Genomic DNA, 26440 nt, shown 5'->3' with positions numbered 1-26440 from the left:
ATAATTGCCTGTTTTCAAAGTATTATCCCGCACCTTTGTGGGCCGCAGTAAGAAAACGCCGCAGTACCGGCAGGAGCTCTCCGACGAAGATAGCGCTTGCATCGTTGCTTCAACTTGTCATAACGTCATTGACATCGCTGTGCGGCTATGCGGAGGGTCCGGATGTCTTTGGCTTGGATTTCGAAACTGGCACTGGCTGCAGGGCTGCTGACGTCGCCCACTATTGGTTGGGCCCAATCGGTCAACATCTCCTATCTGACCCACTGGTCGCCCGAAACGGTCGCTTTGCTGGACGCCGCGGCCAAGGACTACGCCAAGATCAATCCGGATGTGACCGTCACCGTGCGCGCCGTCCCCTTCGGCGATCTCCTGACGACACTGCGTTCCCAGGGCGGCAGCTCGGACGGGCCGACGATCGGCGGCATCTATGATTTGTGGCTGCCCGAACTGGCGCGAGACAAACTGGTCGCGCCGGCCCCCGATGCGGTTGCCGGCGAGGTCAAGAGTGCGTGGCCGGCCGGTGTCGTCAGTGCGGCCTCTGTTGGCGCCACGCTTTACGGCATTCCAAACGAGATCGACGTCTATGCGCTGAACTACAACAAGGAGCTGTTCAAGCAGGCAGGCATTACGGCCGCGCCGAAAACCTGGTCCGAATTGAAGGATGCGGCCCAGAAGCTGACCAGGAAAGATGCCGGCCAGCAAGGTTTCGGCATGATCAATTCCTGGGCGGCGGGCGTCGTCCATCCCTTCGCCTCGCTGCTGGCCTCCAATGGCGGCGAGCTGGTCAAGGACGGCAAACCGGTGCTCGACAGTCCTCAAGCCGGCGAGACTTTCCAGCTCTACGAGGACCTGATCAAGTCCGGTGCCAGCGATCCGGCGATGGCCACGGCCGACGCCAACACAACCGGTCCCTTCCTCGACAATTTCGTCTCCGGCAAGACCGGCATGATCATCATGGCCAACTGGTGGGAAAGCGCATTGAAGAGCGGCATGGGCGACAAGTTCTCCAATATCGCCACCGCACCCATTCCGGTGGGTCCGAACGGCGACAAGCCGCACTCGATCTCCTATTCGTGGATGACCGTCGTCAACGCCAATGCCGGTGAGGCCGAGCAGAAAGCGGCATGGGATTTCCTGGTATGGCTGAACAGTCCGAAGTCCGGCAAGAACGGCGCATCGGCAATGTCGGATATTCTGATCTCGATGGGCATCCTGCCGACACGGACGTCCGACATCGAAGCCCATAAGGACAAGCTCGGTTCCGAGTTCCTGTCCGGCTATGTCAGCGTGCTTGCCGACGCCAAGCCCTTCCCTGTCGTCCCGGGCGGCCAGGAGTTCAGCGAATCGCTGCAGCAGACGCTCGAGGCGTTGCAGTATGGGCAGCTCTCGGCCAAGGATGCGCAGGCGAACGCGCAGGCCGATGCCGTCTCGATCCTGGAGCGTGCCGCCAAATAGCGAAGGCGTTGTTTCGAGAGCCCGACGCTTTGGAAGCAGAGCGATGATCAAGACCTATCGTGCCTCGGCGGGCATCATGCTGGCGCCCGCCGTGACACTAATCGGCGTTTTCATCCTGCTGCCGATGCTGCTCACCATCTGGCTGTCATTCCAGGACTGGTCGACGCAGACGCCTTTTTCCAATGCGAGCTTCATCGGCTTCGACAATTTTCGCGAAATATTCGGACCGACCTCGGTCGGGCGGGATTTCAAGCGAGCACTGCTCAACACCGCGATCTACACGGCATTGTCGGTGATGCTCATCCTGCCCCTTTCGGTCGCGTTCGGTTTGATGGTCTACCAGCGCGATGTCGCAGGCGGCACGGCGCTGCGGACCGTGTTGTTTTCCACCTACATGGTGCCGATGATCGCCGTGACGCTGGTCTGGTCGAAGCTCTATTCGCCGAGCGAAGGGCCGCTCAACCAGATGCTCGGCCTCGCCGGCATCGGCCCGCAACCCTGGCTATCCTCGCCAAGATCGGCGTTGATCTCGATCGTCGTCCTCAATGTCTGGCAGCAGATCGGCTATTTTACCGTGCTGGCCGTGGCCGGGCTGACCCAGATCCCGGGCAGTCTTTACGAGGCGGCGACTCTGGACGGCGCCACCCGACGCGAACAGTTCCGCTTTATCACGTTGCCGCTGCTGCGGCGCACGCTTCTGTTCAGCGCCGTCATCGCCATCATAAACGCCGTGCAGGTGTTCGAGCCGGTGGCGCTGATCACCCAAGGCGGGCCGGTCGGCTCGACCAATGTGCTGACCTATCACATCCGCCGTGTCGGCATCGAGCGCGCGCAAGGCGGATTGGGCTCGGCCATGGCAGTGATGCTGATGTTGGCGCTGATCGTCGTTGTGTGCGCGCTGTTTGCATTTGCCAACCGGAAGGATGACGAATGAGCGCGCCGGGCCGATCAGCATCGAGCCGGTTGGCGCGCAAACGCCTGGCGGGCCGCAGAGCACTGCTCGCCACGCTGATGCTGCTGGTTGCCGTGGCCTCCGCCTTTCCGCTGTTGTGGATGGTGCTCTCCAGCCTGAAGACGCCGGCCGAAACCATGCAGGTGCCGCCAGTGTGGATACCGCGCACGCCGAGCCTCGAAGCGTATGAGAAAGTGTCCGGCGTCATCAATGTCGGCCGCTCGATGTGGAATTCGCTGGTGATCGCCACGATCACCACCGCCGGCATTCTGGTCACCAGCATGATGGCTGGCTATGTCTTCGCCAAGCACCACTTTCCCGGCCGCTCGCTGCTGTTTTCGGTGCTGATCGCCACCATGTTCCTGCCGCCGATCGTCACGCTGATCCCGCTGTACCGTCTCGTCGGATTAATCGGCCTGAACGCCAGCCTTGCCGGCATTATCGTGCCCAACCTCGCCAATGCGTTCGGCATTTTCCTGATGCGCCAGTTCATAGCCGGCGTGCCGGACGACCTGATCGACGCCGCACGGATGGATGGGGCGTCGGAACTCCTGATCCTGTTCAAGATCGTCGCGCCGAGCGTGGCGCCGGCAATCGCGGCGCTGGCGCTGTTTGCCTTCGTCTACCACTGGAACAGCTATCTCTGGCCGCTGACGGTTCTACAGGGCAATGCGCACGACTATCCTATCGTTATCAGCCTGAGCCGCCTGCTCAGCTATAACAGAGGCGCCCTCAATACGGGACTGGTGATGGCTGGCGCCACACTTGCTGTGCTGCCGCCGTTGGTGCTCTTCGTCTTCCTGCAGCGCTTCTTCGTGGATTCAATCGTCGGCTCGGCGGTCAAGGGGTAGCCTCGGCGGCACGGCCGGCGTCCGCCTGGCCGTCATCGGGACGCGCTCTGCAAGCTCCAGGCAATCAGCGAACTTGGACGCCAAATGCCCACAGCTTAGCTGCACCTGTGATACCGGTTGTTGTGCTACATATGTACCATGCTCATCACCCCAGGGGCGGGAGATCATGGCACTTACCCATGAGACTATTGAACTGTCGGGATTTGGCGTCCTCACCGGAAGGCCGAAGGAGGTTGGTGACCGACTTGATCGCCTAACTGCCGAGCTGGTCATAGCAGTAACGGTCGAGCATGGGAGTGAACCTGCTGTGCGCGGCCTCGCGGACACGCTCGTCAGCATTGCGCCTCTGGTGCGTACGATCCTGATGAGTCGCCAGCGCGAAGCCATAAGCACGATAATCGACGCCCTGGTCCCTGACGTACTCCCTCCGCAACACGTGCTCATACAAGCGCGGATGGCGGCCGAGGCGAGAAGAGAAGTATTGGAAAGCGGCGGTTGGCTGACCGCTCCTCAAGTCGCGACAATGGCGGGGTTCAGCACGAGCAACCCACGTGCGCAGCCCAACAAGTGGAAAAAACAAGGCCGCATCTTCGCAGTTCGGCATCGGGGTGTAGACTATTTTCCCGGCTACGCTCTGGATATTGCAGCTGGATATCGGCCCACTAAACCGCTCGCTAAGGTTCTGAGTGTGTTTCGCGGGAAAAAGGATGCCTGGGGGCTCGCCTATTGGTTTGCATCGATCAATAGCTTCCTTGGCGGCAAACGTCCGCAAGATGTGCTCGCCTCGGACCCCGAACGCGTTCTTTCAGCTGCCGTGGATGAGTTAGCACGCGCACCACATGGCTAACCGACGCGGCTTGGCGCACGAAGCTATCCATGAGCCGCATCCGATGGTGAGTCGCCAATGGCGCTTAGTATCGGACGCATCCAAGCCGCGCCTGTATGGCGGTTGAGACGAGTCTCTTTTTGTTACTCAGGGACAGTTGGCCCGACGCGATCTGAACGACATCGGCGGCCCGTGATGGCCCGAGATGCCGCAACGCCTGAACGACTGTTCCCGCAGCACTCCCCGGTGCTATCGGGTGTTTGGGCGACGCATGGCGCAGGTCGATAACACGCTTTCCGAGCACCACGCGACGGGATGGACCATCCGTGAGATATGAGGTTCGGGCGGGAACTTGGCTGGTCAGACCAAGCGCATTGGCCGCATGCGTCCCGGCGACCTGCACATGAGAGCCCGTCTCCCTGGCCAGCGCCTGGGCAACTTAATCGGGCGACGGGGAAAGCGCCCCAAGTTTTGGATGCAGTTTCGGGAAATCGTAAAGTCCGCGGGCGAGACGCCGCAACCTATCTCTTTTGACGAGGCGCGAGAGCGCCTGATCGATCGCTGACCGTCCCGCCAGATCAAGAAAATCGCTGGGCGTGAAAACGCTCCCGCGCCCACTACCGCGGGCGCGCCTCAAGATCCGATCAGGAACTGAGGAAACGACCATCTTCATGCGTCAGAAAGTAACGCATCTTTTACTGACATTCATCGAAAAAATAGGCATCGCTGTCTGGTTGCTAGGTTTCTCAACAGAGTGCGAGAGCCCAACCAAGCGCCGCGGACTCAGTTGGCGGGCCGCAGCGACAGAGGACTCGGAGACGGCTTGTCCGTGAGAACCTGTTGTTGAAACGAATTCGGGCGCGAGGGTCATGCCGGCCACCGGTCACGCCCGTCGGATGGCAGCCTGCTACAGACTGAGTACTGCGGAAAGCTGCCGAGACGATGACCGCCACAAAGTGACGGCTCGATGCCGAGCTTCACGCAGCAAATCTTGGCTCCGGAACTCCCGTTACGCCGAGGCCGGTGATGGCAAAAAGGCTGCCGCGTAAAACTCCGTCGCCCGGAAAGCGCGGCAGCGGCGGCTTGGCCATCGACGTGACGTACAGGGTATCGAGCTTCGGCCCGCCGAACATGACGCTGGTGATCTTCTTGACGGGCATGTCGATGATGCGGTCGACGCTGCCGTCGGGCGCGTAACGCACCAGCCTGCCGCCATAGACCAGCGCGTTCCAGAGGAAGCCCTCGGCATCGACAGTTGAGCCGTCCGCCGCCCCTCCCCGGCTGGTATCGACGCGGGTGAAAGTGCGCCGGTTGGTGGCGGCACCGGTTTCGATATCATAGTCGTAGGCCCAGATCTCGCCGGTCCAGGTGTCGGCGAAATAGAAGGTGCGGTCGTCTGGACTCCAGCACGGGCCGTTCGAGCAGATGATGCCGGAATCAATCCTGGTCACGGAGAAATCGGGATCGAGCCGGTAGAGCCCTCCGGAGGGTCCCTCTTCCATCGTGTCCATTGAGCCCGCGAAGAAGCGGCCGCGCCGATCGACCTTGCCGTCATTGAGCCGGTTCATCGGCCGGTCCGGCTCCGGATCGTGGATCGGCGTCACCTCGCCGGTGGCGAAATCAAGCAGATGGAAGCCGCGCTGCAGCGACACCACCGCGCCACCACCGTCCTTGCGCAATGCCATCGAGCCGATCTTCATCGGCACGTCCCAGCAACGGATCTCGCGGCCGTCGGCGGTCGCCCGAAACACGCGCCCATCGAAACTGTCGATCCAGTAGAGGCGCTCCTGTTCAACGTCCCACAGCGGTCCCTCGCCCAGCGTGGTTTTCACGTCCACCACGACCTCGATCTTCATGCCGTCCTCCTCTGTTCGAACCTTGCAGAAACCGGTCAGAAGGCGACCTGGTCGCCGCCCTTCAATGACAGGATTTCGCGAGCCTCGTCGGGCGTCGCCACTTCCATGCCGAGGCCTTCGATAATCTTACGGGCAAGCACCACCTGCTCGGCGTTCGATTTGGCAAGCTTGCCCTTGCCGGCCCACAGACTGTCTTCGAGCCCAACGCGAATATTGCCGCCAAGCGCTGCCGATTGCGCGGCAATGCGCAGCTGGCTGGCGCCGGCACCCAGCACCGACCAGCGGTATTGATCGCCGAACAGGCGATCGGCGGTGCGCTTCATATGGGCGACGTCTTCCGGGTGCGTACCGATGCCGCCGAGCAGGCCGAACACGGACTGTACGAAGAACGGCGGTTTCACCAGCCCGCGATCGGCGAAATGCGAGAGGTTATAGAGATGGGCAATGTCGTAGCACTCGAACTCGAAGCGCGTGCCGTTGTCGTAACAGGTCTCCAGTATGTACTCGATGTCCTTGAACGAGTTGCGGAAGACCAGGTCACGCGTCGCTTCCAGGTGCGGCCTTTCCCAGTCGAACTTGAACGTTTCGTATTTGTCTACGAGGTGATAGAGCCCGAAATTGATCGACCCCATGTTGAGCGAGGCGACTTCCGGCTTGAACTGGGCGGCGGGCCGCACACGCTCCTCCACCTTCATGTAAGGACTGCCGCCGGTGGTGATGTTGATGGCGGCATTGGTGCCTTGCTTGACGCGCGGCAGGAAACGCGCGAACGCCTCCGGCGTCTGGTCGGGCTTGCCGGTCTCAGGGTCGCGAGCATGCAGATGCAGGATTGCCGCACCAGCCTCGGCCGCCGCAATCGCCTCCGAGGCGATCTGGTCTGGCGTGACCGGCAGATAAGGCGACATGGTCGGCGTATGGATTGCCCCCGTCACCGCACAGGTGATGATGACCTTGCCCTTGGGCTGCTGAGCGCCGGGCTTGCGGCTTGTTTCCATCATCGTCCAAACTCCCGATCCGATTTTTTCTTGTGCGCCGCCAGCGCCATCAGCCGACGGTCGCGCCAGACCTGCCGTTCGCCGAGTTCTTCCCGCGGCAGGCGCTTGCGGCGCTCGGCCTCGATCGTCTCCATGACCTCGCCGGCCCAGTCGACCCGACGCAGCATCTGCGGGAAGATGTTGGAATAGATCGTCTGGTAGCGCTCTACATAGTCGCGCACACCACCAGGCGCGTTGAGGTCGATCGTTTCGAACGGACCCATGAACGACCAGCGCAGCGCCAGCCCCTCGCGCAGGCCCGTGTCAATGTCCTCAACGCTGGCGTAGCCGTCGGCGACGAGCCGGAACGCCTCCTCCAACAGCGCGCCCTGCAAGCGGTTCATGATGAAGCCGTCGAGTTCGCGCTTCATCACCAGCGGCGCGTGGCCCGCTTCGACAAGAAAGGCGCGGGTCCTTTCCACCGTTTCGGCGGAGGTCCATGGCGCCGGCACGACTTCCGCTGCCGGGATGAGATAGGGCGGATTGATTGGATGTACGACGAGGCAGCGATGCCGCGCCTGCAGATGATCGGTGAATTTCGACGGCAACAGCGCCGAAGTGGAACTGGCGATCACCGCCTGCGGACCGGCAAGGGCGTCGATCCGGGAGAATACGTCACGCTTCACCTCCAGGTTTTCGGGTGTGTTCTCCTGGACGTGGACGGCATCGGCCAAGGCTTCTCCAAGCTCCGCCACAATGGTGATGCGGCCAAGCACGGCATCGACCGCCTGTCCCCGCAGCAAATCGTTGGCGGCGAGGTCGCCGAGCACGCCGGCGATATAGTCGCGCGCACCGCTGGTCGCGGCCGGCGCCTGGTCCCACATGCGCACATCATGGCCCGCACGAGCGAAGCTGATCGCCCACGCTCGCCCGATGAAACCGCTTCCGACAATTGCTACCTTCGCCATGATCGCCCCTCAGAGTGTCTCGACATTGCCGTCGACGCCAAGCGATTGGCCGGAAATGTTGACGCCCGCATCGGAAAGCAGGAAGGCCACCATCGCCGCGACATCGTATGGGCTGGTCATCCGGCGCAGCGAGATGTTCTGCAGATAGCGTTGTGTCATCTCCTCGTTTGACACGCCGAGCTGCTTTGCCCGGTCGGCAATGACCTTGTCGATTCGCGGCCCTTCGATGATGCCGGGCAAGATGGCATTGACCCTGATCCCATGCGGTCCGAGTTCCTTGGCAAGGCTCTGGGTCAGGCCGACAACGCCGAACTTGGCAGCCGAATAGGGGGTGCGGAACGCGTAGCCATGGCGGCCGGCGGCCGAAGACATCGAGACGATCGAGCCGCCGCCCGCCGCCTTGATCAGCGGCACGGCACGCCGCGCGCACAGGAACTGGCCGGTCAGGCAGATATCTATGCAACGCCGCCAGTCTGCCGGATCGATCTCGTCGACGCCGCCGGTCGGCCCGGCAATGCCGGCATTGTTGATCAGGGCGTCGAGCCCGCCGAGCTTCTCCTCGACCGTCTCGAACAGCCGGTCGACATCGTCGTCGCGCGAAACGTCGGCCTTGACTACGGCGGCGAGCGTAATTCTCTCTCGAGCAGCGGCCAGCGCCTCGTCCGAAATATCGCAGATCGCGACGCGTGCGCCGAGCCGCGATAGCGTCTCTGCAATGGCAAAGCCAATGCCGCCAGCGCCCGCCGTGACCAGCACGCGCTGGCCTTTGAGCCCGGTCAGGAATTCGTCCGCCGATGCCGGTGAGCTTGAGCTCATTGTTCCATCCCTTTCACTGAATCCGCCTTTCGCGCAGCGCCATGACGGCACCGAGCACCACCAGCCCAAACAGAATCGCCCGCGTCGCATAAGGCAGCGTCGTGCCGGCGAGCAGCATCTGCAACGCGGTCAGGAGCAGCACCCCACCCAGCATGCCGAGATAGTGGCCACGCCCGCCGGTAATCAGCGCACCGCCGACCACGACGACGGCGATGGAGGGCAGTAGATAATCGTCGCCCATGCCGAGGCTGGCCTGGCCGGAAAAGCCGGTCAGCATGATGCCGACGATCGCCGCGCAGACCGCCGACAGCACATAGACGAGGATGAGCGTGCGACCGACCGCGATGCCGGAGAGCTGGGCTGCGCGCAGGCTGTTGCCGATGCCATAGACGCGGCGGCCGAAAGCGGTGCGGCCGAGCAGCAGTACGGCAAATACGACGAAGGCGATCATGAACAGCACCACCGGCGTGATGGCGAATATTTTGCCGGTCATGAACCAGCGCAGCATCGGCGAGGAGAAGCCGGCCGGCGTGCCTTGCGAGTAGAGCAAAGCGAAACCTTGCAGAATGCCGTTGGTGGCCAGCGTCATTACAATTGGCGAAATGCCGAGGAAGACGATGCCGATGCCGTTGGCGAGACCGATCAGGCAAGCGATGAGCAGCACCGCCGGCAGCGCATAGGCAAGTGCAGCATCCGATCCGTTGACCATGCCGGCAAGCAGGATTCCTGACAGGCCGATCGTCCACGGCAGCGACAGGTCGAGCCCACCGGTGAGGATTACGCTGCCCTGCCCAAGCGCCAGGATGGCAAGGAAGCTCGACAGCACGAACAGCGAGTTCCAGTAGGTGACGTTGACGATGGCGCGTCCAAGCCAGATCTGGGTGACGATCACGACGACGGCCAGGCAGACATAGGCCGGCAGCGCATAGCGCAGCGTCTCGGCGTTACGGACATGGAAGGCCGGCTGCGGCGCCTGCTGGTCGCCAGCGCTGCCCCGCTTGATTCTCAGCCGCCGGTCGGTGCGATCGATCTGCGAGGGCAGCATTCCGGCGCGCCACGCGGCCAGCCGAGCCCGTAGCGCACGCAGTTGGCGGGCAAGCACGGAGCCATGCGACAGCGAGCCGGCAAGCACGGCAAGGATCAGGATCATGCCCTCGGCGATCGTCGAATAATAGGCCGAGACGTTGAGCACGAGCAGGATGTTGACGACCATCATCAGGATGTAGGCGCCGAAGACGGTGCCGACTGGCCCGCCTTGACCGCCGCCCAGTCTTGTGCCGCCGACGACGACTGCCGCGAACATCGACAGCAACAACGGGTTGCCGACCAGCGGATCGCCGCTGCCGGTCTGGGCGCTGATGAAAACGCCGGCAAGCCCATAGCAGCCGCCGGCAATGACATAGACCAGGAAGCGTACGAGAACGACGCGCACACCGACCGCGGCGGCGGCATCCGGGTCGCTGCCGACCGCATAAAGCGCCGTCCCGAAGCGTGTTCCTTTGAGCCAGAACCAGCCGAGCAGGACGACGCCGATGACCACCAGCGGCATCGGTATCCAGCCGGCAATGGCATCACCGAGATAGAAGGCGCCAAGATCGGGCGAGACGAAACCGCCCGGCTTGTCCATGACCAGCAGCGTTACCCCCTGCAGGATGAACATGGTCGACAGTGTGACGACGATTGGCTGCATGCGCAGGACGGCGATGAAGAAGCCGTTGAAGGCGCCGACCAGCATGCCGACACCAATTCCGGCCAAGGTCCACAGCGCGACACTCGTGCCGGTTGCCATCGGATCCATGCCTTTTGCCAGAACGACATTGACCAGCGAGATCACCGCGCCCGCGGACAGGTCGAAACCGCCGGACAGGATGACCAGGGTCTGGCCGATCGCCGCCAGTGCCGAGGTGGCGCCGCCGCTCGACAGGAACGAAATATCGAAATAAGTGAGCCGCCCGGCACTTACCAGATCAACGATTAGCAGGAGCACGGCAAAGACGATCGCCGCGATGATCGCGCCGCGATGCCGCGCGAGGAGCCGCGACACTGTTGCGGCCGGTGCCGCGGGCGAACTCGTCACGCTCATTCCGCCGCCTCCCGGACCAACTCGCCATGGCCAAGCGCCGGCCGCATGATCGCGCCTTCCGTGATGTCGTTGCCGGCAAGCTCCGCCACCAGGTGACCGTCGTAGAGGACGAGCACCCGGTCGCATTGATGGACCAGCTCGGGAATTTCGGTTGAATGCAGAAGGATCGAGCCGCCGGCCGCCACATAGTCGCGCATCATCACATAGAGCTCGTGCTTGGTGCCGACGTCGATGCCGCGGGTCGGATCGAAAAGCAGCAGGATCCGGCTTTCGGCGACCAGCCATTTGGCAATGGCTATCTTCTGCTGGTTGCCGCCAGAGAACGCCCCTGCCCTCGTCCATAATGCACTGCGGTCGACCTCCACGGTTGAGAAGGCGGACTGCACGGCCTTTGCCTCCTCGTCGTTTCTGATCAGGCCAAATCGGGTAAAGCGTTCGACCACAGGCAGCGATGCATTCTGCCGGCCCGAGAGCTTCAGGAACAGGCCTTCGGTCTTGCGGTCCTCCGGCACCAGCCCGATCGCCATGTTGGGCTTGAGCGCATCGGAGGGCGAGCCGAGCCAGACCTTGCGGCCGTCGACCAGGACATGGCCGCGCTCGATCTCGGCCATGCCGAAGCAGGCGAGGAACAAGTCGAGCTGCCCCATGCCCTGAAGCCCGGCAATGCCGAGAATCTCGCCCTTGCGCAGGTCGAAATCGACGCCGTCGAGCTTCCTCCCCGTCTTGAGATCGCGCACACCGAGCACCGGCGGACCGAAGGCGGCCTCACTTTGAGGTTTCGGCGGGAAGGTCTGGGCGATGCTGCGGCCGATGATCTTTTCGATCACCTCACCATCCGAAACATCGGCAACCGGCGCGGTCACGATGTGGTGGCCGTTCCTGAGAATGGTCAGCGTGTCGCAGAAAGCCCGCACCTCGCGCATGCGATGGGTGATGAACACGACCGTGGTACCGGCCGCTTTCAATTGCGCGATGATGGCGCCCAGCCACTCGACATCGCCACCTGACAGTGTCGAAGTCGGCTCGTCGAGCAGAAGGATGCGCGGCTTGCGATAGAGCGCGCGCGCGATTTCGATCTTCTGGCGGATGGCGAGATCGAGCGTCGCTACCTCGGCATCGAGATCGACCGTAAACCCCAGATCGGAGATGTGCTTGCGGACTGCCTTGCGCGCGCTCAACCGCCTGATCAGGCCGATCGAGCCAACGGGCGCGTAAGGCAGCAACATGTTATCGAGAACGCTGAGATCGCGTACCAGGGTCATTTCCTGGAAGGCTGTCTGCACGCCTTTGGCATGCGCGGCGCGCGGCGAACCGAGTGGCGCCGGTTCGCCTGACACGGTGATTTGCCCATCGTCGGGCCGTACCAGCCCCGACAGCAGCTTGACGAGCGTGGACTTGCCCGCACCGTTCTCGCCAAGCAAGGCATGCACGCTGCCGGAAGCGATCTCGAAGGAAACGCCATCGAGGGCAACTGTTGCGCCAAACGCCTTGCGGACGCCCTCTATGCCGACAGCTGTCGAATGCGCTGACATCATGATCTCAGTCCCAGCCCGCATGAAAGCTGCGTGGAGCGCCTCGAAAGCACCCCACGCCCCACTTCGGAAGGCCTACTCCTCGGGCTGGCCTACAAGGGCGGCCGCGAGACCGATCTCAGGTGTCTGATCGGAGAAGATCGAGGCGAACCAGCCTGGGTTCGAGACCAGCGACGGTTTGAACGCATTGCAACCAGCCTTCATCTCCGCCCAGGTGCCCTCGTCGCAAAGCTTTATCGTCTCGTTGGTGACGACCGGCAGCGGCAGGATCGTCTTCTTGGCAACGTGCTTGCCTTCAAGCGCCTCGACGGCAAGCTTGAGAGCGAGCGCCCCGGAATAAGGCGGCGAGGCGTAGGAAATGCGCGGCGCGCCGAGCGGCGCATAGGGAGAGGTTGCGCCCTCGACCTCCGTGCCCTCCGGCAGCATCTGGATGCGCCCGCCATTGGAGCCCTCGCCGGCGCAAGGCAGGAGTTCGCTGACCTTCTTGCCGGCCTCGAGCTGCATGGAATTGGCAGTGAAGCAGCCTACCTGCATCCACAGCCCATTTATGTCATCCCAGCTGCGCGTCGCCAATATCTTGGACAGTTCGGTACGGGCCACCGCCTGGCTCCACATGCCGACAGCTTCGCCGACGATCTTGATGTCGGGATGCTTGGCAAACACCTCCTTCGCGGCCTTGGTGCGCAGATCATCGACCGACGTGCCGGGAACGCCGGTCACCGCGATGATGTTGCCCTTGCCATTAAGTTTCTTGACCAGCCACTCCGCCGTCACCCGGCCAGCCTCTTCCTGGTCGATATGGACGTTGTAGGCGCAGGGCTCGGTGATCTCGGCATCATAGGCAAACACCTTTACCCCCTTGTCGCAGGCGTTCTTCACCACCTGGTTGAGCGCTGTCGGCGAGATCGGGAAAATCACGATGGCTTCGGCGCCTGCCTGCACCATCGCGTTGATCTGCTGGATCTGGCGCTGTGCGTTCGGCCCCGCCACCTGAACCTGGAGGTCGACCTTGTCGGCCATGCTCTTGTGCGACGCCATCGCCTTGAGCATGTTGGCGGCCTCGGCCTGCCAATCATTGCCGATGAAGCTCATGCTGAGAAATATCTTGTGCTTTCCGGCCGCTTCGGCGGCGGACGTACCACAAACGCAAACAGCCATGCCGGCAAGCAGCGCAAGCCGCCGGGCTTTCGATCCGATACCCATTCGAAACTCCTCCCAGTTCAGACGACCGAATGCCTCCCAAGGGTACGAAACGTACTCCTTGTCATTCGATGCGGCTGACCGTATCATGATTTGATCAAAGATCAATGATGAAATGGCTAAGAGGGAAAAGTCGGAAACGCGGGCGCTTGACGCGGCAATCCGAACCTTGCATTCCGGACACAGGCGCCGGGTATGACAAGAGCGTCGCTCGAATGGGGGAAGGTTGACAGAAATGGCTGGGGCGGCATTCAGGAAGCCGGGCGTCGAGATCACGCCGCTGTCCAGGGAAACCCTGCAGGACAGGGTTTACCGGCACGTTACCGAGTTGATCCTCGACGGCAGCATCGTTCCAGGTGAAATGGTGACGGTGCAGAGCCTCGCAGACGCTTTCGGCGTCAGCCCGATGCCGGTTCGCGAGGCTCTGAGGCGTCTGAGCGCGGCCAACGCCTTGATGGTGGTTTCGGGCCGTTCGATCGGTATCCCGGCATTAAGTCGTGCGCGGCTTATCGATCTCAGGAACGTCAGGTTCGAAATCGAGGCGATCGCCGCCGCATGGGCCGCAGAACGCATTGACGATCACGGCGTGATGCTGCTGGGCCAGCATCTGGAGGCACTCGAGCAGGCCAATGCCGCTGGCGACGTCAAATCCTATCTCAGGGCCAATTACGCCTTTCACTTTTCCATCTACCGGGCCGCGGGCTCGGAAAACATGCTCAGCATCATCGAGAACCTGTGGCTGCAGATCAGCCCCTATTTCAACATGCTGCACGATTCCGGAAACTATTCGACCGCCAACCAGCACCATCAGGAGATGTTTGCAGCGCTGCGAGACCGCAACGCGGAGGCGGTCCGGGCTGCGGTTCGCGCTGACATCGACGCGGCTTTCACTGTCCTGATCAAACTGCTGAAATAGTCGCAGGTCGCCAAGCCCGACATGGCAGGACGGTGATGCTCACCACGAACCGAACCGCCGAGCATCAGCGGGCATTTCCGGCGCCTTGCTGCGGTGATTCATCCAGAGGGGACGATCCAGCGCTCACAGGGCCGAGTTGGTCAGGGGTAGCGCTTGCCAGAGCCTACAAGCTCATCCTTGAATGCTGGCGTTGCGGTGTGACCGTCGGCACGGGTGAAGGCATGCCCGAGCGGCTTGTCAACAAGAACGGGAGACGGCAGTGTTCTGACGTTATCAATGAGCCGCGTTTCGCCGAGCCAGGCCGCTGCAAACAGGCGTGCCGGCCGATCCAGGCTTGCTATCGGTTGCAGATCTGCCTCGCCACGGAGTTCCAGGTACTCGACCTCGCGATAGCCCGCGGACAGGATCGCTGCGCGCGCGTCGGCAAGCGTTGGCAGGACGGGAGAGCCGTTCGAGAGCCCCGCCGCCGTATCGAGTAGGACCGATGCTAGCCTTGGGGCGACGGCGCGCTCTGCCGGCGAGAGCCGGACATTGCGCGATGACAAAGCGAGACCATCGGCTTCCCGGACTGTCGGACAGGGGACGACGGTGATCGGAATATCCAGGTCCCGGACCATGCGCCTGATAAGTTGAAGCTGCTGGAAGTCCTTCTCTCCGAAAAAGGCGAAATCAGCGCCGGTCTGCAGGAAGAGTTTTGCAACGACGGTCGCCACCCCATCGAAATGGCCGGGCCGGAACGCACCGCAAAGGCTTTCACTGACGCCGGACACGGACACGGTCGTGGCGAAGCCGTCAGGATACATCTCAGTCGCATCCGGAACATAAAGCAGGTGGGCGCCCCGCCGCGTGAGCTTTGCAGCGTCTTCGTCTTCCGTGCGGGGATAGGCGGCAAGATCCGCCGCACTGTTGAACTGCTTGGGATTGACGAACAGCGTCACGATCACGCGATCGGCCTTTTGAAGCGCAGAACGCACGAGACTCAAATGCCCTTCATGCAAGGCTCCCATCGTAGGCACCACGGCGATATTGGCACCAGAACGGCGCCATCCCGCCACAACGGTACGAAGCCCGGCAATGGTGCGGACGATCGGCACGCTGACGCGGTTTCTCCGGCCTGCGGCGCGTCGGCGAAGAGATGTTCGGCCGCCGGAAAGCGCCCTCCCCGCACATCAGCCGCATAAGCCGCAATGGCCGCTTCGGCCTCTGAGCCCAGTTCGGCATAGCGCTTGACGAATTTCGGACGAAAACCGGTGAACATGCCCAGAATATCGTCGACGACCAGAACCTGGCCGTCGCAGGCGGCGGAGGCGCCGATCCCGATGGTTGGAATCGTAACCTCCTCGGTTATTCTTCGTGCGAGCGGCTCGGCCACCTTTTCCAGCACAACGGAGAATGAGCCGGATTCGGCAACAGCAACAGCGTCCCGCAAAATCGTGTCGCCGTCTCGGCCCCTGCCCTGGACCTTGTAGCCGCCAAGCACATTGATCGCTTGCGGTGTCAGCCCGACATGGCTCATGACGGGGATGCCGCGGGCAATGAGAAAGCGGATCGTGTCAGCCATGCTCTCGCCGCCCTCCAGCTTGACCGCGGCGCATCCGGTCTCCGCCATCAGCCGGGCGGCGTTGCGAAAGGCCTGTTCGCAGCCCTCCTCATAGGAGCCGAACGGCATGTCGACGACCATCAGCGCCCGTTCAAGACCGCGGCGCACGGCCTTGCCGTGCATGATCATCATCTCCAGCGTAACTCCGAGGGTTGACGTCAGGCCATGAAGCACCATGCCGACGCTGTCGCCGACCAGGACCACGTCGCAATGCCTATCGGCGAGGCGCGCAACCGGCGTTGTATACGCTGTTAAGCAGACAATCGGCATCTTGTGCTTTCGGGCCGCAATGTCCGGCGGCGTCAGCGCCTTTGTTTCGACCGCCACACTCATCGGCACATTCCCTTGGGTCAAGTTCCAGCGGTGACGGTTTTGCATAGTTCTGTGCAGGTGCGAAGGCCAAAACCGCACTGCATCAGAAAAGTTTGTGCGTCGCGAAGCAGGCTCTCCGCAAAGCAAAGACAGAGGGCCAGCGTTTCTCTGCTTCGGTGATCCTGCGCGACAACCGTGTTGCTGATCGGCTGAGCAATCGGGCTCCGGCCGTTTTCAACTCGAACAGTTCAACTGCCGCACGGCGGTTCACGCCAGAAGCGACCTTGGTTGCAAGCCTACCCGAAATGCGTTGTGACGGAAGCATGCGCCCGCACTCCAGACACTACGATTTGAATCAAAATCGCTGGTTCGACTCAGTTCCGAAACAAGGTGCACGCTGGCGGTGTTGGCATCTTCCGCATATTAGCAATCCCTTGACTACCGTCAAAGCCGCTCCAGAATCAGGGGCATGGCTTGGGAAATTGCGGACATCAATATCGGCGATGAGGTGGCGATCACCGTGACGGTGCTGAAGCTCCTGGACGACGGAAGAGCTAGCGTCAGCATCCCCTCCTATGGTTTTCCGCATTCGATCCCTGCTCCTAAAAAGTCCAAACCAGGTGACGAGCTCCAGCTCACTGGCGAGGTCACGCGGGTCGACGAGGAAAATCGAAAGGTGACCGTGAAAGCTGGCGGGCTAATCACCGTCGATGCTGATACGATCATCGACTGGACGCCTGTCCGCCGCAAAAAGATGTCGCTCAGAGATGAGGCGGATTAGCGAACGCAGATCAAACCATCGATGCCGAAGACAAGTCCGCAAGGCCTGGCCGCCCTTGCTCTGGTGCGCGTGGCATCGAGGAGACCTGCCCGGCCGGCGTGCTGCCGATCGAGGAGGCTGTCTTCCTGCTCTTATGGCCAAGAGCCCATGCATGAGGGTGAGGCGCTTGCCAGGGCTATCATTGAAACAGTTGAACGGCTAACTGCTTGCGGAAAGGCAATCGGCCCCAGGTGGCGCACTGTACGAAAATTACCAACTTCGTTAGCCGGGAACAAGCACTCTACATCAAACGTTTTTTGCGCGAGAACTCTCCTCCGTTCTCCAGTCTGGCTGTAAAGGCCCGCTGCTCTGCACGGGCAGCGGGCCTGAGGGTTCGCACATGCCGCAGCGCCAGCGTACCAATCGCACCTGCCTTAGTCCTCATGATTTGGCTATTTGCCAGCGCGTTTTCGATCGGATTTGCGCAGACGAAGACCTCGACCCTTTAAGCCAACAGGGCAAAATCCTGGCGGAAACGGTAGTGGCGACTTTTCGAAATGCTTACACTGACGAGCGGGAACTGCTGAAGGCAGTCAGGTCTCATCGAGGAATTGAGCGGCAAAATTTCACCCGACCGACAAGGTCGGGCTTGACCCATTCGGCCTTGTCCCCGGAGCAGGCCCGGAAGCTAACGAGGCCCTAACTGCCAACAAGATAGGCGTCACCGATTGCGGCGTCGCTGTGTTGACGGTCGTTTTGCGCCCTCATCATTCCGCTCTTGCATAGCAGTCCCAGTCTTCAGCCGCTGTTCCCGTAGTCTGGCCGTTTTTGCGTCCCGTGCCGTATGCTCAGTGCGGTCCTTGCTTTCCTGATGAGCAGCCATGCTTCACCTACGTTTTTTGCTGGTGCCCAAACTTCGTCAAAACCCGCTGTTCCACTCCGGATCCTACCTCAGGGCTAACTACGCCTTTCATTTCTCCATCTATCGAGCCGCGGGCTCGGAAAACATGCTCAACATCATCGAGAACCTGTGGCTGCAGATCAGTCCCTATTTCAACATGCTGCACGATTCCGGAAACTATTCGACCGCCAACCAGCACCATCAGCACATGTTTGCAGCGCTGCGAGACCGTAACGCGGAAGCGGTCCGCGCCGCGGTTCGCGCTGACATCGACGCGGCTTTCACAGTGCTGATCAAACTGCTGAAGTAACATTCAGGTCGCCGTAAGCGACATGCCGCCTCCATTGCTGATCAGACTTCCAGTTCTTTTTCCGCCCACTCCGCGAACTTTTCCAACTTGTCGAGCAAGCTCTCCGCTTCGGGTAATGATTTTGCCCTGATTCCGTATTGAGTTTCGTCCTTCTCATCGAGGATGCTCCGCAACCTGCTGGCCTGCGCTGCAGGAAGGCGATTTCCAAGCGCGTCGCATGGTTTTCACCACGGCCGCATGATCCGCGCGGTTGATCTTTCCTGCAAATCGGGCAGTGAGCGCATCGGCGTATGCTATTGCCGCATTCACGATCTGCGACATAGCCGGATTTCCGATGTCACCCGTTCCGGACATTGCCACCTCTAAACGGGCAGCCTTCAAATATGAGCGGGCGATGCGCAATCGCCCCTCGCCAAAGCCTGTCTCGACTGCTTTCGTCGCACCTCTTCTGGTCATGCCAACGCCTGCCGGCGAGTTTTTGTTGCGAGTTCGTCCGGGCGTGAACCCAAGACGAGCAGGGCATTGGCTTCGACCCCGCCCCACCACGGGTCTCGCGTGCTCGACAGCCTTGCCACATCCTCCGGAGTGAGTCCCACGACCGAGGGATTGAAGCCAAGCTTTTGACCTTGGGTCACCAGTGCCTCACGGATTTCTTGGAGCGCGCTATCTAGCTTTTCGGATGGCGTAACCACTGCGATGTCGAGATCGCTGTCTGGACGGTCCTCGCCCCTCGCTACGCTGCCGTAAATCCAGGCCGCGAGTACTTTCGGCCGAACTGCGGAGACCGCCTCAGTGATTACGGCGCGAATATTGGAATACCGAAGCGCCTCCTGCTCGAAGAGAGCTTCCAGTGATGTCGCCAGCGGATGGCGATCATTCAACCGGTAAAGACGAGCCCTGCCCGTTCCCTCCGAAGATACGATGCCAATCCCTTCCAAGGTTGCGAGAGCAGACCACACGCTTGCCCTTGCAAGCCCGCTACGAGTCGCAAGCAATGGAGAAGAAAGCAAGCCGCCGTGGCGCGACAATTCCCGGAGCAATCTTACGCTTGCTTCGGTGCCGAGCATAATGGTGAGTGGATAGCGCAAAGCGCTTTGAGCGGTCGAGCGTGCCATGCGCAAGTTCCTTCTGCTGTGGACTCATAGCACATCAAATCGTCGGATATCAAATCGGATGTTTTGTTTTCTAAACGAACGTCCTGTTGTCTGAATCCTGGGCGGTTGCTGCGCCACGTTTGCATCTGGACCTGATGCTGGTCGCCGTCGGCCATCTGTTCAGAGGATATCGGCGGCTTGGGCAACCCGCTCCAAGTGTAGATAGTGTTCCGCGACCTGCACGGGCTCCTCAAAACGGTGGTCTTGCACGCGCACCTCCCGAGTCTCGAACACGACTCAATCCTCGGTCATGTGACAGGTTCCTGCCATGTCTGATCATATTCTGCCCGGTCAAAAGAAGCCCAAGCTAATCGTCGTAATGGCGTTCGATCGTGGCGAGGACGGCGAACTGTTTCCCGCCTTTGGTCCCGCCGATCAGCAAAGCGAGGAACGCGCAATCCGCACCGGTCAGGCGCTCGCAGGGAAGCACGTTGGCGTAATCGCATGGAGCCGCGACGCCGACCCGGCTATTGGCGACTATGGCCCGCCGACCGTGCTATTCACCTGCGGTGACGTGCCGGATATGGAGTAAATTCAGCCCCGAGATTCCATTTCGCGGCGTTCGGAGAACTCCCCTTCACTGCCCTTCACTGGGTATTTTGTGAATCATTTATTGGGTAACGCCGCTCTTGGCGATGCGCTCTTCGAAACTCGGGGCCGGCCCGACGTGCTGAAGCACTGGCCAGCGTCCATCGCGGCGGCAGCTTCTGGGCTAAGCGGATGCCTTCTGTTACTTGCGGACGTTTGATGTGGCGCAAAGGATCAGCAGAAGCTAACATATCTTGTTCTTGGAGGCTGTCGTGCGTACGAAACGTTTCAGAAAGCCCGTCATCATTCAACCCGGCCGGATCGATCGCGACAGAGTTGTTGCGTCGGTATCCGACGCGGCCGAAGTTCTGCTGAAGGATTGGCCGAGGCCGGAGGGCAAGTCGCGGCGCGCCGCAATCGAAGCATGCCTTGCCGTAATCCGTGGAGAAAAACCACCAAGGATAGCACGCCAGGCGTTCATCGCTGCTGCCAAGGAGGCCAGGATATTGCTCGGGGAAGAAATTTAGGCTTACCCAGCACCCGTATGGCCATGCCCTTGAAGCACGGAGCGCTGCTGGATTCAGCGGCTTTGTTGCTTTGTGGCATCGAGCAGAGCTTGATGTATCGATGTAGTGCGATTTTATCGACATGATTTGATTATCTGTCGAGGGCGACGATGTATCAGCTCGACTTGTCGATCGCACATTGATCGACCTCTGCTGCCCCCGCCAGGATACGAGGACGTGAAGACGCAAGCAGTGCTGAAGCTTGTGTTGTGGCGTGAGCGGCGCTTACTGAACTGCGAAGCCAGGCAGCTCATTCCCAGCCACGCCACCTGGACCATCTAGACCTGATGGCATGGCCCGAATTCGTGCACTGTCAGGCTTTGGCCTTGCGCTTTGCTGGTGCTTTCTTTGGCGGCGTTTTGGCAACCGCCCTGCGGCCGAGACCGGCAGCTTTGGCCAGCGCAGACCGCTGAGCCGCATAGCTTGGCGCTACCATAGGATAGTCCCGCGCCAAACCCCACTTGGCTCTGTACTCATCAGGTGTCATGCCAAGCAAGCCCAGGTGGCGCTTCATCGACTTGAACTTGCGCCCGTTCTCAAGGCTTATAATGTATTCGGGAAAGATCGACTTCTTAGGATTTGCCGCGGGCGTAAGTATTGGCGATGGTGCAGCGACCGGCTCATCCAGGCCAGACAACGCAGAATTAACACTGGCGATCAAATTCGGCAGATCCGCCACGGGCGTTGCGTTGCTCTGGACATAGGCTGCGACGATATCTGCTGTCATCCCTAGCAGATCAGCCCTTCTCTGCCCAATTGCTTCATCCATCAAAATTGTTCCCTTGTTGATCTCCGGCGTTCCTATTTGGAAAATTCGGCCTGCGCAATTGCAAACAACGATTATTTGACGCTAGATTACTCCAAGGCCGACTTTGCTGGTCATCTTCTGCGACATGCGTGTTTGCGGCCGATTTCCCTTCAGGTGTAGCACCCTCATTCACCCGAATGCGATCAGCAGATCGTTGGCATTATCTGGTCGCCGGCCTTGATCTGGACTTCGGCGATGGTGCTGTCGCGCTCGGCATGCAGCGCCGTTCCATCTCACCGCTTCGATCGAAAGCAGCAGATCGCCGGCCTTCACCGCCTGGACGGCAGCGACCGAGAGCGCCGAGAGACGCCAGGCCTCGGCGCGCGGACACGCGAACACAGCCCAGGATGGCAACGTGCATTCGGGAGATGTCAGGCGTTCAAGATTTTCGCTTCCTTGGCGGCGCTGAGAAATGCCACGCGGGCAATCTCCGGGGCCCTATCCCAGCCGAGCATGCAGGCCATGGGTGCCTGGATGCGGCGCCCAGTTTCTCCAATGGGCCAATCATAACGCATCAGGTCAGGCCGGCGTTTAAGCGTTCGACTCTACCTTCACCGCGAAAAAGTACCTGTCGATACAAGCGATCCAGCCGTCGTCTTGCGGTCATGGAGCAAAATTCAAAATGCACTGTTAGGTGTAAGATTAGGAGCGACCTATGCACCCCAGCTTCACCTGGAACGATATGGCTCGCGGCACTCCAACTACGCCGGGCGAGGAAGGGCTAGCTCCGGCGTTGGCCCGCAACATTGACGCTCTCGTCGAGCGTGGAAGGCGGAGAGGCGAAAGCAGCTTCTCTTGAGGAAAGGCCGCCGCCGCAATGGCCGTAGGGGAGCGTCTGGGCATTTTAGGATCTGATGGGAAAGGTCATCGCAGCGGGTTGGAGCGTTGGAGCTCGCGAAGCGATAGAGCACCTCCCGGCTGATAAGCGGGCGAGGGACGAGAACGCCGCACTCGACGCATCTCTCGTGATTGCGCGAACTTTGGCCGCGAGGGCACCGCAATGAAGACTCCGAAGCCGCTGTTCGTCCTGACCGGGGTGGGTGCTGCCGCGGAGTTCTCGAAGGAAAATCGTCCCTCGATCGGCATTCTGACTTTGAATACCGACACGGAAGAGCTGAAGTTCGCTATGAACATCGAAGGAGCCGAGGCGATCATCAGATCATCAACGCTATGAACGCATTCCTTCAGGCAGCGGCCGAGCACGCCGTGAAACACTAGGAGGGCCACCGCCGGTCGTGGCCACCACCCAGGGTGGTTTTGATCCCAACGAGACGAGGCGCTTTTTAAGACACTGCGGCTCTGTCTGGCGAGCGCCCACGAGGCTTTGAAGCGTGAGGTCGACCGACGGCATGGGGTGTATGAAGCACCCGACGCCTTCACCCCCTACCTCTGAAAATGCCCCAACTCGTTCTCATTCAGATAGTCCACCGTCATCACCCGCGCGCGAATGCCGCCGGGGGAACCGACGAACTTCACCGATGACAGCGAGCCGGTCGGCGCGTTCTCTCCGCGGGGCGTGAGGGCGTAGGTGTCGCCGTCCCAGTGCTCGAGCGTGAACTGCATGGGCTTGGGGCCGAGTTCGAGCATCAGCTTGTCGCCATCGGCCCGCACGGTGGCGGTGTCGAAATAGTTGCTCGTATATTGGCCCTCGTAGAAGGATGGACTGCGCGCCTTGGCGGGGTTCGTCGGCTTGACCTTGCCGGCGAGGTCGCCCACCGGCTTGTAGTAGCCCATGAACCGCGGCTTCATGTAGGGATACCAGTCGCGGGTGATCTGGCCATATTGCACGATGTCCATGAAGCTGGCGGCGACCGCCTCGGCGGCGCCGACGGGGGAGCCGTTGGTGAGCACGACGATGCCGACGTCGGCCGAGGGCAAGATCTGGAAGGTGGTGCCGGCGCCGAGCAGGAAGCCGCCGGAATGGCCCATCGTGGTGCGCCCATTGGCGTTCACCCCCACATTGAAGCCATAGCCATAGGAGCTGGCCCGCGTATCGGGCGTCTCGCCGCGGTAGGTCACGCTCTGCGGTGTGATGGCGGGCTGCAGGATCTTCGGGTCGATCATGGGCTGGCCGTTATAGGTGCCGTCGCCAAGCAGCAGGATCATCCACTTGGCAAGATCCTGGACGCTGGAGGAGACGCCGCCCGCCGGCGCCTGCTGGTCGGGATCGCGGTCATAGAGCGGCTCGAACACATTCTCCGCCACGCGCGCATGCAGCAGGGCGCGGTTCTTGCCGGCGGCCATGAAGTCCTCGTGCCGATAGCTGCTCGAGCGCATACCGAGCGGATCGAACAACAGGCTCTTGGCCAGCGGCTCCCAAGGCTGTTTCTCGGCGTGGGCCACTGCCTCGGCGCCGATCGTCGTGCCGAAATTGGCGTAGTGATAGGAGATGCGGAAGGGATCGAGCGGCACCATCCACAGGCCGCCGACGATCTGCTTGCGCTGGAAGCCGAGATCCTCGAGCTCATCGCCAGCCGCCATTGGCAGGCCCGAGCGATGGGCGAAGAAATCGCCGATGGTGGCGTTGCCCGAGACATAGTCGAGATTGAGGCGGAAGCCGTCCCAGACCTTGCCGACCGCGGTATCCCAGTCGAAGCTGTGGTCCTTCGTCATGGCGATGGCGGCCACCGTGGCCGAGATCGATTTCGACACCGAGGCGACCTGGAAAATGGTAGTGCTGCTGACCCTAGAAGTGTCGTCCCGGTTGTCGCGAAGGCCATAGCCTTCGTCAAAGATCATTTTGCCGCCCTGCACCACCGCCACGGCGAAGCCGGGAACGTCGGATGCTTCCTTGACTTTCTTGACGATGTCCGACAGGGCGGCCACAGCCTTCTCGACACCACCGGGATACAGCTGCACAGCATCCTGCGGCGGCGATGGCCCAAGCTCCGGCACGTAGGACTGCGCGGCTGCCATGGCGGGGAGCATGGTAACGAGGGAAAGCACCACGAGAGCAGCGGCCTTCTTCATTGCATGTCCTCAAACTTGCACGGCAGATGATCGGATCATACGCGGCAAGATGAAAGATGGTTACAGTTATTTCTACTGACATGTTTAAGTCCAAAGATCAGACAGCGACCGCGGCTGCACGCATGTGATTGCGGGACCTGGTGAAGTATCCGCGTTACCTACGCGGGCGGCAATTGGATGGGACTGCGCGGGAGAACGTCACGTTCCAAGGCCGGGCGGCAAATGGCATCTAATCAGGAGTTGTTCGCCAGCGGGCTGGCGGCCAACCAGAAAGTCATGGAAGCCAATTATATGGCCCATCGCGAGGCCCTACGGCCTGCTGCATGGGGTCCGATGGCCGAGGGGCCGGGACGCTTCGTCTTCACCGATCTTGCCTGCGGCACGGGGCCCGTTTGCAGTCCGTCCGGTTATTGCCGCGGGACAGTTAAAGCCCCCGTTCGGCTCACGACCTCTTCTCGGAAATACGAGGCAAGTTCACACATCCCGCGGAAGCCGACATTGAACTGCCTCTCCGTTACACGTTTGGCAAATGTTGCGAATGGAGGGAGTTGCATGTTTGAAGGTTCTCGCTGGAGCAGATCAAACTTCTGGATGCGACGCTCAGAGTGCGGGTTGGTGGAAGGGGCCCACCGCTTCTGATGCTGCACGGTCATCCTCGCACCCATGCCACTTGGCATCGCGTGGCGCCGATTTTGGCTGAGGAATACACCGTAATTGCCTGATCTTCGCGGTTTCGGCCAAGCCCTTTGACATGCCCTGACCATTCGGGCTCGTCTAAAAGGTCCAATGCCCGCGATTGCTTAGCCCTTATGTACTATCTGGGCTTCGATCGCTTCGGACTTGCGGGTCAGGACCGTGGGGCGTACACCGCATTTTGGACAGCAATGGATCATCCGGCATCCGTCAGCCGGCAAGCCATTCCGATCGGCATGCGCTGGCGCGATGTGACGCTCGGTTCGCATCGGCATGGTGGCATTGGTTCTTCTTCGCTCAGCCTGAAAAGCCGGAGCAGGCTATCCTTGCCAATCCAGACGCATGGTACGGCGGTGATCCCGCGGAGATGGGCGCGGAGGCTTACGCTGATTTCTCGCCTCGATCCACGATCCGGCGACGGTCCACGGCGTGATCGAGGACTACAGGGCCGGGTTAGGCATAGACCGACAACATGACGAGGACGACCGAGCCGCAGGCCACGAGCCGGTCTCGGAATCCACCTCGATATGGCAGATATGGGTGGCGAAGGAGACGCCGGCGCCGTGGGCGACGAGCTCACTGTGGCCGGCGATCGGTCCGCCGGTCTTCCCCGACGCGGCGTCCTCCAGCGACAGCGGCGAAAGGTTGCCGTGCGTCGCGCCCCTGGCGATCGCGTGGCCCTTTTCCCAGGCCAGGTCGTCGACCGGGATGTCCCACGTCTGCGTGGCGCGGTCCCGCAGGATCTTGATGGCGCTGCGGGCGGCGGAGATCGCCGCCATCGAAGACGAGAAGGCGCCGCGGCTGCCGTCCGTCATATCGTTGTAGCCGAGGCTGGAGGTATCGGCGACCACCGCCTTGACCTGCTCATAGGGGATACCGAGTTCCTCCGCCGCCACCAGCGAAATCGAGGCGCGAGCCGCCGATGTTGCGGGCGACGTTGATCAGCGCTGACGCCTGATTGGTCTTTGCGCAGGGAGACCGACGTAAGCCGCGGTCGAAATAGGGATGATCAGGAACGCAGTCCGATCATCAGGAAGACGCGCCCAAAAGGCAAAAAGTAGTAGCTGGCGTCGGGGTGAGCGACGTCATATGCCATAGGGCGAACGTAGCCACCACATACCCGCAGCATGGCGATGCCGCCCGGCATTATCGAGAGGCCCGACAGCGTCCCCTGTGTAGGCCAATGCCGTTTGTTGCAGCTGTGGCATGATCTGCGTTGTGCTGAACATGACGGCGCCGACTGCCATCATAACCAAGAAACATGCACCAAATTGGCGAGTGAACAGCAGGCGTATTTCGACGGTCGGATCGCCGCGGCCAATATCCCAGAAATGACTGCAAACGTCGTGATGAAGCTCGACACGAACCAGCCGTTGCGTTGGCCTTGGTCAAGGAGGATTACCGCTCTG

At 61.2% G+C, this 26440-nt stretch carries 24 protein-coding genes and 4 pseudogenes; 9 read left to right on the top strand and 19 right to left on the bottom strand.

Going from position 1 to position 26440, the window contains the following annotated elements:
- The first annotated feature begins 162 nt into the window (after nucleotides 1-162).
- From NKH91_RS12990 to NKH91_RS12975, 4 genes are all read left to right on the top strand, one after another.
- On the top strand, nucleotides 163-1455 hold the full coding sequence (locus NKH91_RS12990; RefSeq protein ID WP_352885145.1) for an ABC transporter substrate-binding protein: 1293 nt from the start codon (nucleotides 163-165) through the stop codon (nucleotides 1453-1455).
- 43 nt (nucleotides 1456-1498) lie between these two features.
- A complete protein-coding gene (locus NKH91_RS12985; RefSeq protein ID WP_352484393.1) occupies nucleotides 1499-2389 on the top strand; it encodes a carbohydrate ABC transporter permease in 891 nt (296 codons plus the stop codon).
- On the top strand, nucleotides 2386-3258 hold the full coding sequence (locus NKH91_RS12980) for a carbohydrate ABC transporter permease (RefSeq protein WP_352885143.1): 873 nt from the start codon (nucleotides 2386-2388) through the stop codon (nucleotides 3256-3258). Before NKH91_RS12985 ends, NKH91_RS12980 begins: the two co-directional genes overlap by 4 nt.
- Nucleotides 3259-3424: 166 nt before the next feature.
- On the top strand, nucleotides 3425-4105 hold the full coding sequence (locus tag NKH91_RS12975; RefSeq protein ID WP_352813369.1) for a hypothetical protein: 681 nt from the start codon (nucleotides 3425-3427) through the stop codon (nucleotides 4103-4105).
- Between the two features lie 23 nt (nucleotides 4106-4128).
- On the opposite strand, the pseudogene NKH91_RS12970 reads toward NKH91_RS12975, so the two are convergent.
- The 8 genes and pseudogenes from NKH91_RS12970 to NKH91_RS12935 form a co-directional block, all read right to left on the bottom strand.
- Nucleotides 4129-4757: pseudogene (locus NKH91_RS12970) on the bottom strand (DUF6088 family protein).
- Between the two features lie 304 nt (nucleotides 4758-5061).
- Nucleotides 5062-5940 (bottom strand): SMP-30/gluconolactonase/LRE family protein, encoded by an 879-nt coding sequence (locus NKH91_RS12965; protein WP_352813371.1) that lies wholly within the window; start codon nucleotides 5938-5940, stop codon nucleotides 5062-5064.
- A gap of 35 nt (nucleotides 5941-5975) precedes the next feature.
- Nucleotides 5976-6938: a 3,5-dioxohexanoate:acetyl-CoA acetone transferase gene (kce, locus tag NKH91_RS12960; RefSeq protein WP_352885141.1), complete on the bottom strand. Its 963-nt coding sequence runs from the start codon at nucleotides 6936-6938 to the stop codon at nucleotides 5976-5978.
- Nucleotides 6935-7882, bottom strand: coding sequence for a 3-hydroxyacyl-CoA dehydrogenase (locus tag NKH91_RS12955; protein ID WP_352885140.1), 948 nt, complete (start codon nucleotides 7880-7882; stop codon nucleotides 6935-6937). Before NKH91_RS12955 ends, kce begins: the two co-directional genes overlap by 4 nt.
- A gap of 9 nt (nucleotides 7883-7891) precedes the next feature.
- On the bottom strand, nucleotides 7892-8698 hold the full coding sequence (locus NKH91_RS12950) for an SDR family oxidoreductase (RefSeq protein WP_352885138.1): 807 nt from the start codon (nucleotides 8696-8698) through the stop codon (nucleotides 7892-7894).
- A gap of 13 nt (nucleotides 8699-8711) precedes the next feature.
- Nucleotides 8712-10781 (bottom strand): ABC transporter permease, encoded by a 2070-nt coding sequence (locus NKH91_RS12945; protein ID WP_352494304.1) that lies wholly within the window; start codon nucleotides 10779-10781, stop codon nucleotides 8712-8714.
- Nucleotides 10778-12316, bottom strand: a complete 1539-nt coding sequence (locus NKH91_RS12940) for a sugar ABC transporter ATP-binding protein (protein ID WP_502895957.1) — start codon at nucleotides 12314-12316, stop codon at nucleotides 10778-10780. The genes NKH91_RS12945 and NKH91_RS12940 overlap by 4 nt, the downstream gene beginning before the upstream one ends.
- Nucleotides 12317-12388: 72 nt before the next feature.
- Nucleotides 12389-13516 carry a sugar ABC transporter substrate-binding protein gene (locus NKH91_RS12935; protein WP_023722272.1) on the bottom strand — a complete coding sequence of 376 codons (1128 nt, stop codon included), beginning with the start codon at nucleotides 13514-13516 and terminating at the stop codon, nucleotides 12389-12391.
- Nucleotides 13517-13748: 232 nt separating this feature from the next.
- Here NKH91_RS12935 and NKH91_RS12930 point away from each other — a divergent pair, with 232 nt between their 5' ends.
- Entirely contained in the window at nucleotides 13749-14429 is a 681-nt protein-coding gene (locus NKH91_RS12930) for a GntR family transcriptional regulator (RefSeq protein ID WP_023722273.1), read from the top strand.
- A 140-nt stretch (nucleotides 14430-14569) separates the two neighbouring features.
- Here NKH91_RS12930 and panC read toward each other — a convergent pair whose 3' ends face one another.
- Both panC and panB read right to left on the bottom strand, forming a co-directional pair.
- The gene (gene panC, locus NKH91_RS12925) at nucleotides 14570-15523 is read right to left on the bottom strand and encodes a pantoate--beta-alanine ligase (RefSeq protein ID WP_352885136.1); all 954 of its coding nucleotides are present in this window, start codon (nucleotides 15521-15523) and stop codon (nucleotides 14570-14572) included.
- A complete protein-coding gene (panB, locus tag NKH91_RS12920; protein ID WP_352885134.1) occupies nucleotides 15409-16362 on the bottom strand; it encodes a 3-methyl-2-oxobutanoate hydroxymethyltransferase in 954 nt (317 codons plus the stop codon). The genes panC and panB overlap by 115 nt, the downstream gene beginning before the upstream one ends.
- 448 nt (nucleotides 16363-16810) lie before the next feature.
- Between panB and NKH91_RS12915 the strand changes: the two genes are divergently transcribed.
- Both NKH91_RS12915 and NKH91_RS12910 read left to right on the top strand, forming a co-directional pair.
- Nucleotides 16811-17122, top strand: coding sequence for a hypothetical protein (locus NKH91_RS12915; protein ID WP_023722276.1), 312 nt, complete (start codon nucleotides 16811-16813; stop codon nucleotides 17120-17122).
- An 860-nt stretch (nucleotides 17123-17982) separates the two neighbouring features.
- Nucleotides 17983-18312 (top strand): FCD domain-containing protein, encoded by a 330-nt coding sequence (locus tag NKH91_RS12910; protein ID WP_352885132.1) that lies wholly within the window; start codon nucleotides 17983-17985, stop codon nucleotides 18310-18312.
- Nucleotides 18313-18465: 153 nt separating this feature from the next.
- Here NKH91_RS12910 and NKH91_RS12905 read toward each other — a convergent pair whose 3' ends face one another.
- Together NKH91_RS12905 and NKH91_RS12900 are read right to left on the bottom strand one after the other, a co-directional pair.
- Complete coding sequence (locus NKH91_RS12905; RefSeq protein WP_352484671.1) at nucleotides 18466-18768, bottom strand: hypothetical protein; 303 nt, start codon at nucleotides 18766-18768, stop codon at nucleotides 18466-18468.
- Nucleotides 18765-19427 (bottom strand): nucleotidyltransferase domain-containing protein, encoded by a 663-nt coding sequence (locus NKH91_RS12900; RefSeq protein ID WP_352484673.1) that lies wholly within the window; start codon nucleotides 19425-19427, stop codon nucleotides 18765-18767. Before NKH91_RS12900 ends, NKH91_RS12905 begins: the two co-directional genes overlap by 4 nt.
- A 307-nt stretch (nucleotides 19428-19734) precedes the next feature.
- On the opposite strand from NKH91_RS12900, the gene NKH91_RS12895 reads away from it, so the two are divergent.
- A complete protein-coding gene (locus NKH91_RS12895; protein WP_352549440.1) occupies nucleotides 19735-19998 on the top strand; it encodes a hypothetical protein in 264 nt (87 codons plus the stop codon).
- Between the two features lie 55 nt (nucleotides 19999-20053).
- Here NKH91_RS12895 and NKH91_RS32390 read toward each other — a convergent pair whose 3' ends face one another.
- The 4 genes and pseudogenes from NKH91_RS32390 to NKH91_RS12880 all read right to left on the bottom strand — a co-directional run bounded on the left by NKH91_RS32390 (nucleotide 20054) and on the right by NKH91_RS12880 (nucleotide 21883).
- Complete coding sequence (locus NKH91_RS32390) at nucleotides 20054-20644, bottom strand: hypothetical protein (protein WP_502895956.1); 591 nt, start codon at nucleotides 20642-20644, stop codon at nucleotides 20054-20056.
- Nucleotides 20645-20873: 229 nt separating this feature from the next.
- Complete coding sequence (locus tag NKH91_RS12885; RefSeq protein ID WP_352549438.1) at nucleotides 20874-21329, bottom strand: Ros/MucR family transcriptional regulator; 456 nt, start codon at nucleotides 21327-21329, stop codon at nucleotides 20874-20876.
- A gap of 168 nt (nucleotides 21330-21497) precedes the next feature.
- Nucleotides 21498-21697, bottom strand: a pseudogene (locus NKH91_RS32385) (biotin/lipoyl-containing protein); the annotation flags it as partial.
- Nucleotides 21698-21739: 42 nt separating this feature from the next.
- Nucleotides 21740-21883, bottom strand: a complete 144-nt coding sequence (locus NKH91_RS12880; RefSeq protein WP_352549436.1) for a DUF982 domain-containing protein — start codon at nucleotides 21881-21883, stop codon at nucleotides 21740-21742.
- Nucleotides 21884-22368: 485 nt separating this feature from the next.
- Here NKH91_RS12880 and NKH91_RS12875 point away from each other — a divergent pair, with 485 nt between their 5' ends.
- A complete protein-coding gene (locus NKH91_RS12875) occupies nucleotides 22369-22542 on the top strand; it encodes a hypothetical protein (protein ID WP_352549434.1) in 174 nt (57 codons plus the stop codon).
- Between the two features lie 209 nt (nucleotides 22543-22751).
- On the opposite strand, the gene NKH91_RS12870 is transcribed toward NKH91_RS12875, so the two are convergent.
- From NKH91_RS12870 to NKH91_RS32380, 3 genes and pseudogenes are all read right to left on the bottom strand, one after another.
- A complete protein-coding gene (locus NKH91_RS12870; RefSeq protein WP_352549432.1) occupies nucleotides 22752-24338 on the bottom strand; it encodes a serine hydrolase in 1587 nt (528 codons plus the stop codon).
- A 1193-nt stretch (nucleotides 24339-25531) separates the two neighbouring features.
- A pseudogene (locus NKH91_RS12865) lies at nucleotides 25532-25948 on the bottom strand (molybdopterin cofactor-binding domain-containing protein); the annotation flags it as partial.
- Nucleotides 25944-26359: pseudogene (locus NKH91_RS32380) on the bottom strand (DHA2 family efflux MFS transporter permease subunit); the annotation flags it as partial. The pseudogenes NKH91_RS12865 and NKH91_RS32380, both read right to left, overlap by 5 nt.
- Between the last annotated feature and the right edge of the window lie 81 nt (nucleotides 26360-26440).

The organism is Mesorhizobium sp. M0894, assembly GCF_040319725.1.
GTDB lineage: Bacteria > Pseudomonadota > Alphaproteobacteria > Rhizobiales > Rhizobiaceae > Mesorhizobium.
Note: the sequence above shows the minus strand (reverse complement) of the source record. Positions and strands in the feature narration are given on the sequence as shown.

Excerpts from the sequence above, each read along its gene's own strand:
- NKH91_RS12990 (WP_352885145.1), top strand. The coding sequence starts at position 163 with ATGTCTTTGGCTTGGATTTCGAAACTGGCACTGGCTGCAGGGCTGCTG.
- NKH91_RS12985 (WP_352484393.1), top strand. The coding sequence starts at position 1,499 with ATGATCAAGACCTATCGTGCCTCGGCGGGCATCATGCTGGCGCCCGCC.
- NKH91_RS12980 (WP_352885143.1), top strand. The coding sequence starts at position 2,386 with ATGAGCGCGCCGGGCCGATCAGCATCGAGCCGGTTGGCGCGCAAACGC.
- NKH91_RS12975 (WP_352813369.1), top strand. The coding sequence starts at position 3,425 with ATGGCACTTACCCATGAGACTATTGAACTGTCGGGATTTGGCGTCCTC.
- NKH91_RS12965 (WP_352813371.1), bottom strand. The coding sequence starts at position 5,940 with ATGAAGATCGAGGTCGTGGTGGACGTGAAAACCACGCTGGGCGAGGGA.
- kce (WP_352885141.1), bottom strand. The coding sequence starts at position 6,938 with ATGATGGAAACAAGCCGCAAGCCCGGCGCTCAGCAGCCCAAGGGCAAG.
- NKH91_RS12955 (WP_352885140.1), bottom strand. The coding sequence starts at position 7,882 with ATGGCGAAGGTAGCAATTGTCGGAAGCGGTTTCATCGGGCGAGCGTGG.
- NKH91_RS12950 (WP_352885138.1), bottom strand. The coding sequence starts at position 8,698 with ATGAGCTCAAGCTCACCGGCATCGGCGGACGAATTCCTGACCGGGCTC.
- NKH91_RS12945 (WP_352494304.1), bottom strand. The coding sequence starts at position 10,781 with ATGAGCGTGACGAGTTCGCCCGCGGCACCGGCCGCAACAGTGTCGCGG.
- NKH91_RS12940 (WP_502895957.1), bottom strand. The coding sequence starts at position 12,316 with ATGATGTCAGCGCATTCGACAGCTGTCGGCATAGAGGGCGTCCGCAAG.
- NKH91_RS12935 (WP_023722272.1), bottom strand. The coding sequence starts at position 13,516 with ATGGGTATCGGATCGAAAGCCCGGCGGCTTGCGCTGCTTGCCGGCATG.
- NKH91_RS12930 (WP_023722273.1), top strand. The coding sequence starts at position 13,749 with ATGGCTGGGGCGGCATTCAGGAAGCCGGGCGTCGAGATCACGCCGCTG.
- panB (WP_352885134.1), bottom strand. The coding sequence starts at position 16,362 with ATGAGTGTGGCGGTCGAAACAAAGGCGCTGACGCCGCCGGACATTGCG.
- NKH91_RS12915 (WP_023722276.1), top strand. The coding sequence starts at position 16,811 with ATGGCTTGGGAAATTGCGGACATCAATATCGGCGATGAGGTGGCGATC.
- NKH91_RS12910 (WP_352885132.1), top strand. The coding sequence starts at position 17,983 with ATGCTTCACCTACGTTTTTTGCTGGTGCCCAAACTTCGTCAAAACCCG.
- NKH91_RS12905 (WP_352484671.1), bottom strand. The coding sequence starts at position 18,768 with ATGACCAGAAGAGGTGCGACGAAAGCAGTCGAGACAGGCTTTGGCGAG.
- NKH91_RS12900 (WP_352484673.1), bottom strand. The coding sequence starts at position 19,427 with ATGGCACGCTCGACCGCTCAAAGCGCTTTGCGCTATCCACTCACCATT.
- NKH91_RS12895 (WP_352549440.1), top strand. The coding sequence starts at position 19,735 with ATGTCTGATCATATTCTGCCCGGTCAAAAGAAGCCCAAGCTAATCGTC.
- NKH91_RS32390 (WP_502895956.1), bottom strand. The coding sequence starts at position 20,644 with ATGTCGATAAAATCGCACTACATCGATACATCAAGCTCTGCTCGATGC.
- NKH91_RS12885 (WP_352549438.1), bottom strand. The coding sequence starts at position 21,329 with ATGGATGAAGCAATTGGGCAGAGAAGGGCTGATCTGCTAGGGATGACA.
- NKH91_RS12880 (WP_352549436.1), bottom strand. The coding sequence starts at position 21,883 with ATGCGTTATGATTGGCCCATTGGAGAAACTGGGCGCCGCATCCAGGCA.
- NKH91_RS12875 (WP_352549434.1), top strand. The coding sequence starts at position 22,369 with ATGAAGACTCCGAAGCCGCTGTTCGTCCTGACCGGGGTGGGTGCTGCC.
- NKH91_RS12870 (WP_352549432.1), bottom strand. The coding sequence starts at position 24,338 with ATGAAGAAGGCCGCTGCTCTCGTGGTGCTTTCCCTCGTTACCATGCTC.